This window comes from Streptomyces sp. NPDC043854, assembly GCF_056436005.1.
This window is the reverse complement of the sequence record NZ_JBWKDK010000027.1, coordinates 1-6,820: the sequence shown is the minus strand read 5'-3', so window position 1 is coordinate 6,820 and position 6,820 is coordinate 1. Positions and strand designations below refer to the sequence as shown.

Below are 6,820 nucleotides of genomic sequence, written 5' to 3'. Positions count from 1 at the left end.
CGGACGTCGTTCGCAGCGGGGGAGGTGGGGGGGGGGGGGGGGGCTCCCTCCCCCCCCCCCCCCCCCCCCCCCCCCCCCCGCTCCCGTGCGTCAACTCCCGTCCACCAGACGCCCGACGGGGAGCCGGAGCGTGGTCACCGCGCCCCCGTCCGGTGCGTTGGCGAAGCCGAGGGCGATCTCCAGGACCGCCGCCTGACCGGCCACGATGGTCAGGCCCAGCCCATGGCCCCGGCCGCGGCCCGGGTCCCCGGTGCGGAAGCGCTGCGGGCCCTGCTCGATCAGCCGGTCCGGGTAGCCGGGCCCGTGGTCCCGTACGGTCACCACCGGCCCGTCGACGGTCACCTCGATCGGCGGGGCGCCGTGCCGGTCGGCGTTGACCAGCAGGTTGGCCAGGATCCGGTCCAGCCGCCGCCGGTCGGTGAGCACCTCCATGTCGCGGACCACCCGTACCGACACGTCCAGCCGGGTCGCGGCGGCCGCCCGCCGCACGGCCCGGCCGAGTTCCACCCGGGCCAGATCGGCGTGCTCGACGCCCGAGTCCAGCCGGGAAATCTCCAGCAGGTCCTCCGTGAGCCGGTGCAGCGCCGCCAGCCGATCGTTGATCATCTCCTTGGGGCGGCCCTCCGGCAGCAGCGCGGCCGCGGCGAGCGAGCCGGTCAGCGGGGTCCGCAGCTCGTGCGCGACATCCGCGGTGAACCGCTTCTCCGCCTCCAGCCGATCCTGAAGCGATTTGGCCATGGTGTTCAGCGCCTGTGCCACGTCCCGTACCTCGTCGCGGTGTGCCCCCTCGCCGCCGGCGTCGGGGATGTCGACGCGGGCGTCGAGGTCGCCGGCGCTGATCCGGCGGGCGACGGCGGCGGTGGTCGTCAGCCGCCGGCTGATCCGGTTGGCGAGGAACAGGCCGGCCAGCGCCACCACCCCGGCGGCGAGCGCGGCGGAGGCGAGGATCGCGGCGTCGAGGTCCCGTAGCCGGCTGCGGGTGCTCTCGTACGGGACCCACACGGCGAGGGGCTTGCCGTCGGCGGGTCCGGCGGCCCACATGACGGGCCGGCCGGCGTGCTCGCCGACCATGCTGCCGGTCCGGCCGCGGGCGACGAGTCCCCGCAGCGGTCCGGGCAGGTCGGGCGGGTCCAGGGCGACGTTCAGGTGGCCGTGGGAGGTGCCGTACTGGTACTCGGTCAGGGCGTGGTCCAGGTCCCGGTCGGCGTCCTTGCGGACCTCGCCGACGACCTGCCGGGCGACCACGTTGTGTACGAGGATCCCCAGCACGGCGGCGACGGCGCAGCACACGGCCGTCGTGGTCAGGGCGATCTTCCAGCGCAGACTGCTCGTCACCCGCACGGTGTGCCGCCCCTCAGCCCCGGACCGCGGCGCACGGGGTGGAGCCGGTCTTCAGCGTGGGGCACTCGTCGAGGGTGAGCTCGGCCAGGTCCATGGTCCCCGTCTCGGGGTTCCACGTGTAGTCCGAGACGGAGACCTTCCGCGGGTTCGCGGTCGGCTCGCGCACCGCGAGGTGCTCGGCGGCGACCTCCACGCCCTCCAGGACCCCGCGCCGCGACAGGATCCGGGTGATCGAGCCGTCGTCCCGGACGGTGTAGACGCGCAGTTCGCTGAGCCGGCCGTCGATGTCGACGGCGGTGATCAGCTCGTCGCGGCCGTCTCCCGTCACGTCGTGCAGCACCGGCGGCCGAACCGGACAGTCGGGACCGCCGTCCACAGCCTGTGTGCAGAGCGCGAGCCGCCGCACCGCCCGGGGGTCGACGAGGCGTCCCGTGCCCGCGTCCTGCCGGGCGGCGGCGGTGATGTCGGCCCGTACGACGGCCAGCGCGTTCACGTCGCGCATGCTCCGGCCCGCCGCCTTGGGCAGTCCGGGGACCACCGCGGCCGCACCGGGCTGCTCGCCGGAGCCGGGCGGGGAGGGGTGGATGTCCTTCCACAGGGTCTGCGGGGCGTGCACGGTCCCCAGGTCGCCGTCGTCGCGCAGCCCTTCCACATCGGCGCACCCGGCCGCCACCGCGAGGGCGGCGGCGAGGACGGGGGCGGCCACGGCGCGGCGGTGCCGGCGGCGCGGGAGGAGGGGCCTCATGCCCCGATGCTCTCCCGGCCGGGCCCCGGCAGCCGGGCGGGAGGCCCGTTCGGGGGACACGCCCCGCCATCCCCCTCCCGCACCCGCAGGGGCGCGGGGGGACGGCGGGGGGCGGTCAGGGCTCGGACGAGGCGATCCCGCGCGCGGCGGCGACCTCCTGGCGGACCGGCTCCAGGACGGACGCCTCGTCGCCGGGCTGCTCGGAGGGGGGCCGCAGCCGGTCGGGCGTCCGGGCGGTGCGTACGCCTTCGGCGAGGGCGCGCAGGTCGCCGGTCAGCGCCGTCACCTCGGCCGGCCGGGGCTCGGGTGCCCCATGGTTGACGCGGACCCGGGCAGCGGTGGTCGCGTCGACGATCCGCTCGACGGCGACGACCAGCGGCCACCACGCCGCGGCCCGCGTCCCGGTCGGCGGCGGCTCGGTCAGCGCCCGCTGGAACTCGCTGCGTACGGACGACAGGTCGCGGTAGAGGCGCCGGCGGACCTGGAGCCGCACGGTCCGCGCGGTCCGCACCGCGGCCGCCGTCCCGGGCCGCGCGCCGAAGGCCCGCTCCACGTAGCGGGCGGCGTCGTCGACGGTGTCGGCGAGCCGGTCCCCGATCCGCGTGTGCCAGCTCTCGGGCCACAGCAGGTAGCCGAAGACCAGGGTGATCGCACAGCCGATCAGGCTGTCGAGCAGGCGGGGCCGGATCAGGTCGAAGCCCTGGCGGCTGAGGAGGTCCGACAGCAGCAGGATCACCGGGGTGATGGCCGCGGTCTGGAAGGCGTACCCCTTCGCGGAGAACGCGGGGATCAGCGCGGCGAGGACCGCCATGACCGGCACGTCCCACCAGCCGCGCGGCACCTCGGCGAGCACGGCGGCCGCGACGACGAGCCCGACCGCGGTGCCCAGCGCGCGCAGCACGGCCCGGGAGAACACCGAGCCGAAGTCGGGCTTGAGGACGAAAGTGACGGTCAGGGCCACCCAGTACGAGCGCTCGACGGGCACCAGCGAGACCAGCGACTGGGCGAGCCCGATGCACAGGGCGAGCCGCAGCCCGTACCGCCAGGACGCCCCGGACAGCATCACGTCCCGCGCCGTCCGCCGGGCCCGGACGTGCAGGGCGGCGGGCCGGCCCAGCCGGTCGTCGTCGACGGCGCGCAGGGTCGGTTCGGGCAGGTGCACGACGGCCGCCGCGTGCCGCAGGGCCGCGTCCAGGGCCCGTTCGGCAGGGGTGTGCGGCGCGGGCAGGTCCAGTACGGGCGGCTCGGTGCGGCCCTCCTCCACGGCCCTGCCAAGGTCCCGTACGGCCGCCGGGACGGCGGGGGACAGCGGGCCGCCGCGCAGGTGTGCGGCGGGCGCCGCCTCCACGAGCGGGATCACCACGTTCAGCTGGGCCAGCAGCCGGACCAGCGAGGGGCTGCGCCCGTGGACGCGGGCGCGCCGGCCCAGGATCAGGTCGTAGGCCTGGTTGAGGGTCTGGGTGACGTGCCGGCGGCGGTCGTCGTAGTCGGGTCCGCCGGCGGCCTCCAAGGCGTCCGCGAGGGCCAGGTAGGTGGCGGCGACGGCGGTGCGCTCGGGCTGCCGCCCGCGCAGCGGCCAGCCCAGCAGGGTCAGGACCAGCACGAACAGGCCGCCGGCGCTCAGCAGGAGAGGGGCCGTCCACCAGGGCTGCGGCAGCGGCAGGCCGGCCCCGACCACCGCGTTGAGCAGGAGCAGCAGCCCGGAGGCGGAGGCGACCGTGCCGATCGAGGAGATCATCCCGGAGATCAGGGCGATCAGGGTGAGGACGCCGACGGCGAGCCAGCCCTGCCCGAAGACCAGGGTGCCGATCGCGACGCCGGCCGCGCCGAACAGCTGCGGTACGGCGATGTTGAGGATCCGCATCCGGTAGGCGTCGGCGGTGTCGCCGATGACCCCCGACAGGGCGCCCATCGAGACGAGCGCCCCGTACTCCGGCTCGTCGAGGGCGAAGCCGACGGCGAGCGGGACGGAGAGGGCGATGCCCGCGCGGACGACGGCGGCCCAGGGGACGGGTGCGCTCTCGGGCCGCAGGCCCGAGAGCAGCCAGGCGGGCGGGGCCAGCGGGTGCGGCCGGGCTCGCCCGGACGGTATGTCTTCGGTGCGTTCGGTGCCCATCTGCTTCCGTGCCGCCGCTCGCTCGTCGGTCTTTCGGTTCTTCTGTGCGGTTGCGGGTTCTCTGCGCCGTTCTGCGTGCTTGGTACCTTCCGAGCTTATGGGGTCCGGCGGCGGAGACCGGCCAGCCAGGCGCCGAGTGCCACGGCCAGCCCGATCGCCAGGACCACCCAGGCGGTGGTGCGTAGAAACGCGGTGAGCGCGTCGTACACGGCACCGGCCGCCGACCGGTCGATGTCGGCCGGCAGGTCGTCGAGGGTGAGCCGGCGGCACACGGACACCGCGACCCCCAGCAGGACGGCCCCGAAGGCCAGCCCCAGGCCGGTGGCCGCCACGGCCCGGCGGCGGTTCACGGCGACCGCGACCGCCGCCACGGCCAGCACCACGGTCAGCACGGGCAGCCAGACACCGGCGATCTGCAGCATGCGGAAACCCCTCCGGAGTGCGCCGAGGTTGTCGTACTCCATGACCGTCACCGACACGTGGGTCACCGGGATGCGGTCGGCGAACGGCACCTCGTCGGCGATGAGTTCCGCCCGTACCCGGTCGATGACCGGTGCGAGGTCGATGGTGACGGCGTCGCCGTCGCCGGTGGTGAGCGCCTTCAGGAAGGCGGCGTGCGCGGCGCGGTTGGCCGCGTCCCAGGCGGTCCGGTACGCGGAGGTGCCGATGAAGGAGCGCAGGGCCTCGCCGAGCAGTTCCTCGACCCCGCCCTGGAAGGGGCCGGCGTCGATCTGCCCGGACAGCGCGCGGGCCGCCTGGGTGACGACGACCTCCTGTACGGCCGGGTTCCCGGCCAGCGGGGACATGGCGGCGGTGTAGCGGTCGGCGTCGCCCAGTTCGCGGTCGGCCCAGTACGCGACGGCGCTCGCCGGCACGAGCAGCGCCATGAGCGCGATGAGTACCGCCGACAGGAAGGTGCGCACGCCACCAGGGAAATCCGCGGCCGTGGCGGGCGCGAGCGGGGGTGCTGCGGGCGGGTGGCGACACGCCGGGCCGTGCGCCGGCGCCGGTGCGCCGGGCTGCGCAAGGCGCCTTCCGCGCCGGATACCCCCTTGCGGAAAAAACCTGGATATTTAATATCCAGAATATGAGGATGAGCGAGGGGTGCGAGTGGGCGATGCACAGCTGCATCAACCTGGCCTGGATCGGCCCCGAGCGGGCCGTCCCGGCGGCGCGCCTGGCCGCCTGGCACGACCTGCCGGCCGCCTACCTGAACAAGCAGCTCCAAGCGCTGGCCCGGGCGGGGATCCTGACCTCCACCCCGGGCCCGCGAGGCGGCTTCCGGCTGGCCCGCCCACTGGCCGAAATCTCGCTCATGGACGTGGTCGTCGCCGTCGAGGGAGCCGCGGAGGCCTTCCGGTGCACCGAAATCCGCAACCAGGGCCCCGGCGGCGGCCCTGCAGTAGACAACGGCCCGGAGTGTGCCATCGCGCACGCCATGAGCCGCGCCGAACTGGCCTGGCGCCGGGCCCTGGCGGAGCAGAACCTCGACGACATCCGGCGCGAGGCCGAGCGGCAGACCCCGCAGGCCCCGGTGCGTCTGCGCACCTGGTTCGCCGGCCCGGCCACCACCTGACCGAACCGATCGCACTGACCGACGTACGCCATCGACAGACCCAGGAGCTTGGCAATGACGCGCAGCATCACCAACCCGGCAGGACTCCACAACCCCGTCGACTTCGGCTACAGCCACATCGTCTCCGCCCCCGGCGAGCAGGTCTTCATAGCCGGCCAGTACGGCTCGGACGACAACGGCCACGTCGTCTCCGAGAGCTTCGAGGCCCAAGTCGAGCGGGCCTTCGCCAACCTGCGGACCGCCCTCGCGGCTGTCGGCCTCGGCCCCGGCGACGTCGTCCGTATCGGCACCTACATCGTCGAGCACGACCTGGCGAAGCTGGAGGTGCTCACCAAGCACCTGCAGGCCACCTGGGGGACCGAACTGCCCGCCCAGACCCTGATCGGAGTCGCCTCGCTGGCCCTGCCCGGGATGCTCTTCGAGATCGACGCCGTGGCCGTGCGCACCGTCGACAGCTGATCCACTTGCCGGGCGGGGGTGCCGGGTGTGCTCTGGATGGGGGAGAGAGGAGCCCTGTCATGGCTCATGCGGCACCCGTCGCCCACCGGCGGCACCGCGGGCAGACGGCGCAGGCGCAGCACCTGGACACGGGCGCGCTGACCCGGGCCCTGCTGCTCGGACTCGTCTACGGCGTCTACGCGGCCTTCATGCAGCGGCAGATGGGCCCCGTCGACGCGGGCAACGTCTTCTACGGGATCCTGTGCGGTGCACTCTTCGCCGCCGTCATGTTCACCCTCGCCCGGGTCGGCCCCCGCCTGAAGCGGGAGGCGCGGGCGACAGCGTACGGCTCCTTCGGCGGTATCGCCGTGGGCTACCTGTACAGCCTCACGGGCGATTCCATCCTGCGCTCCAGCTGGGTCGGCTTCATCACGGGTGCCGGCGTCGGCGTGGTGGCGTTCTACCGCTATTACACGCGCGAGACCTGACGGGCCGGGGACGCCGGTCCCCGTACCCCTTCCCGGGGTGGGGGGGGGGGGGGGGGGGGGGGGGCCCCGGGGGGGCGGGCCCCGGCCCCCGGCCTCCCAAGGAAAGAACCGACCGG

The 6,820-nt window shown here is 74.8% G+C and carries 7 protein-coding genes; 3 read left to right on the top strand and 4 right to left on the bottom strand.

Going from position 1 to position 6,820, the window contains the following annotated elements:
• Positions 1–90 precede the first annotated feature (90 nt).
• The 4 genes from AC068A_RS23485 to AC068A_RS23470 all read right to left on the bottom strand — a co-directional run bounded on the left by AC068A_RS23485 (position 91) and on the right by AC068A_RS23470 (position 5,125).
• Entirely contained in the window at positions 91–1,341 is a 1,251-nt protein-coding gene (locus AC068A_RS23485; RefSeq protein ID WP_478587830.1) for an ATP-binding protein, read from the bottom strand.
• A gap of 13 nt (positions 1,342–1,354) precedes the next feature.
• On the bottom strand, positions 1,355–2,086 hold the full coding sequence (locus AC068A_RS23480) for a hypothetical protein (protein ID WP_478587828.1): 732 nt from the start codon (positions 2,084–2,086) through the stop codon (positions 1,355–1,357).
• A gap of 115 nt (positions 2,087–2,201) precedes the next feature.
• Positions 2,202–4,202 (bottom strand): FUSC family protein, encoded by a 2,001-nt coding sequence (locus tag AC068A_RS23475; protein WP_478587826.1) that lies wholly within the window; start codon positions 4,200–4,202, stop codon positions 2,202–2,204.
• A gap of 95 nt (positions 4,203–4,297) precedes the next feature.
• Positions 4,298–5,125, bottom strand: coding sequence for a hypothetical protein (locus tag AC068A_RS23470; RefSeq protein WP_478587824.1), 828 nt, complete (start codon positions 5,123–5,125; stop codon positions 4,298–4,300).
• A gap of 170 nt (positions 5,126–5,295) precedes the next feature.
• On the opposite strand from AC068A_RS23470, the gene AC068A_RS23465 reads away from it, so the two are divergent.
• The 3 genes from AC068A_RS23465 to AC068A_RS23455 are packed head-to-tail and all read left to right on the top strand — an operon-like array spanning position 5,296 to position 6,704.
• Positions 5,296–5,778, top strand: coding sequence for an RrF2 family transcriptional regulator (locus AC068A_RS23465; RefSeq protein ID WP_478587822.1), 483 nt, complete (start codon positions 5,296–5,298; stop codon positions 5,776–5,778).
• 54 nt (positions 5,779–5,832) lie between these two features.
• Positions 5,833–6,237: a RidA family protein gene (locus AC068A_RS23460; protein ID WP_478587820.1), complete on the top strand. Its 405-nt coding sequence runs from the start codon at positions 5,833–5,835 to the stop codon at positions 6,235–6,237.
• A gap of 59 nt (positions 6,238–6,296) precedes the next feature.
• Positions 6,297–6,704 (top strand): hypothetical protein, encoded by a 408-nt coding sequence (locus tag AC068A_RS23455; protein WP_478587818.1) that lies wholly within the window; start codon positions 6,297–6,299, stop codon positions 6,702–6,704.
• The last annotated feature ends 116 nt before the right edge of the window (positions 6,705–6,820 follow it).

Excerpts from the sequence above, each read along its gene's own strand:
- AC068A_RS23465 (WP_478587822.1), top strand. The coding sequence starts at position 5,296 with ATGAGCGAGGGGTGCGAGTGGGCGATGCACAGCTGCATCAACCTGGCC.
- AC068A_RS23480 (WP_478587828.1), bottom strand. The coding sequence starts at position 2,086 with ATGAGGCCCCTCCTCCCGCGCCGCCGGCACCGCCGCGCCGTGGCCGCC.
- AC068A_RS23460 (WP_478587820.1), top strand. The coding sequence starts at position 5,833 with ATGACGCGCAGCATCACCAACCCGGCAGGACTCCACAACCCCGTCGAC.
- AC068A_RS23475 (WP_478587826.1), bottom strand. The coding sequence starts at position 4,202 with ATGGGCACCGAACGCACCGAAGACATACCGTCCGGGCGAGCCCGGCCG.
- AC068A_RS23455 (WP_478587818.1), top strand. The coding sequence starts at position 6,297 with ATGGCTCATGCGGCACCCGTCGCCCACCGGCGGCACCGCGGGCAGACG.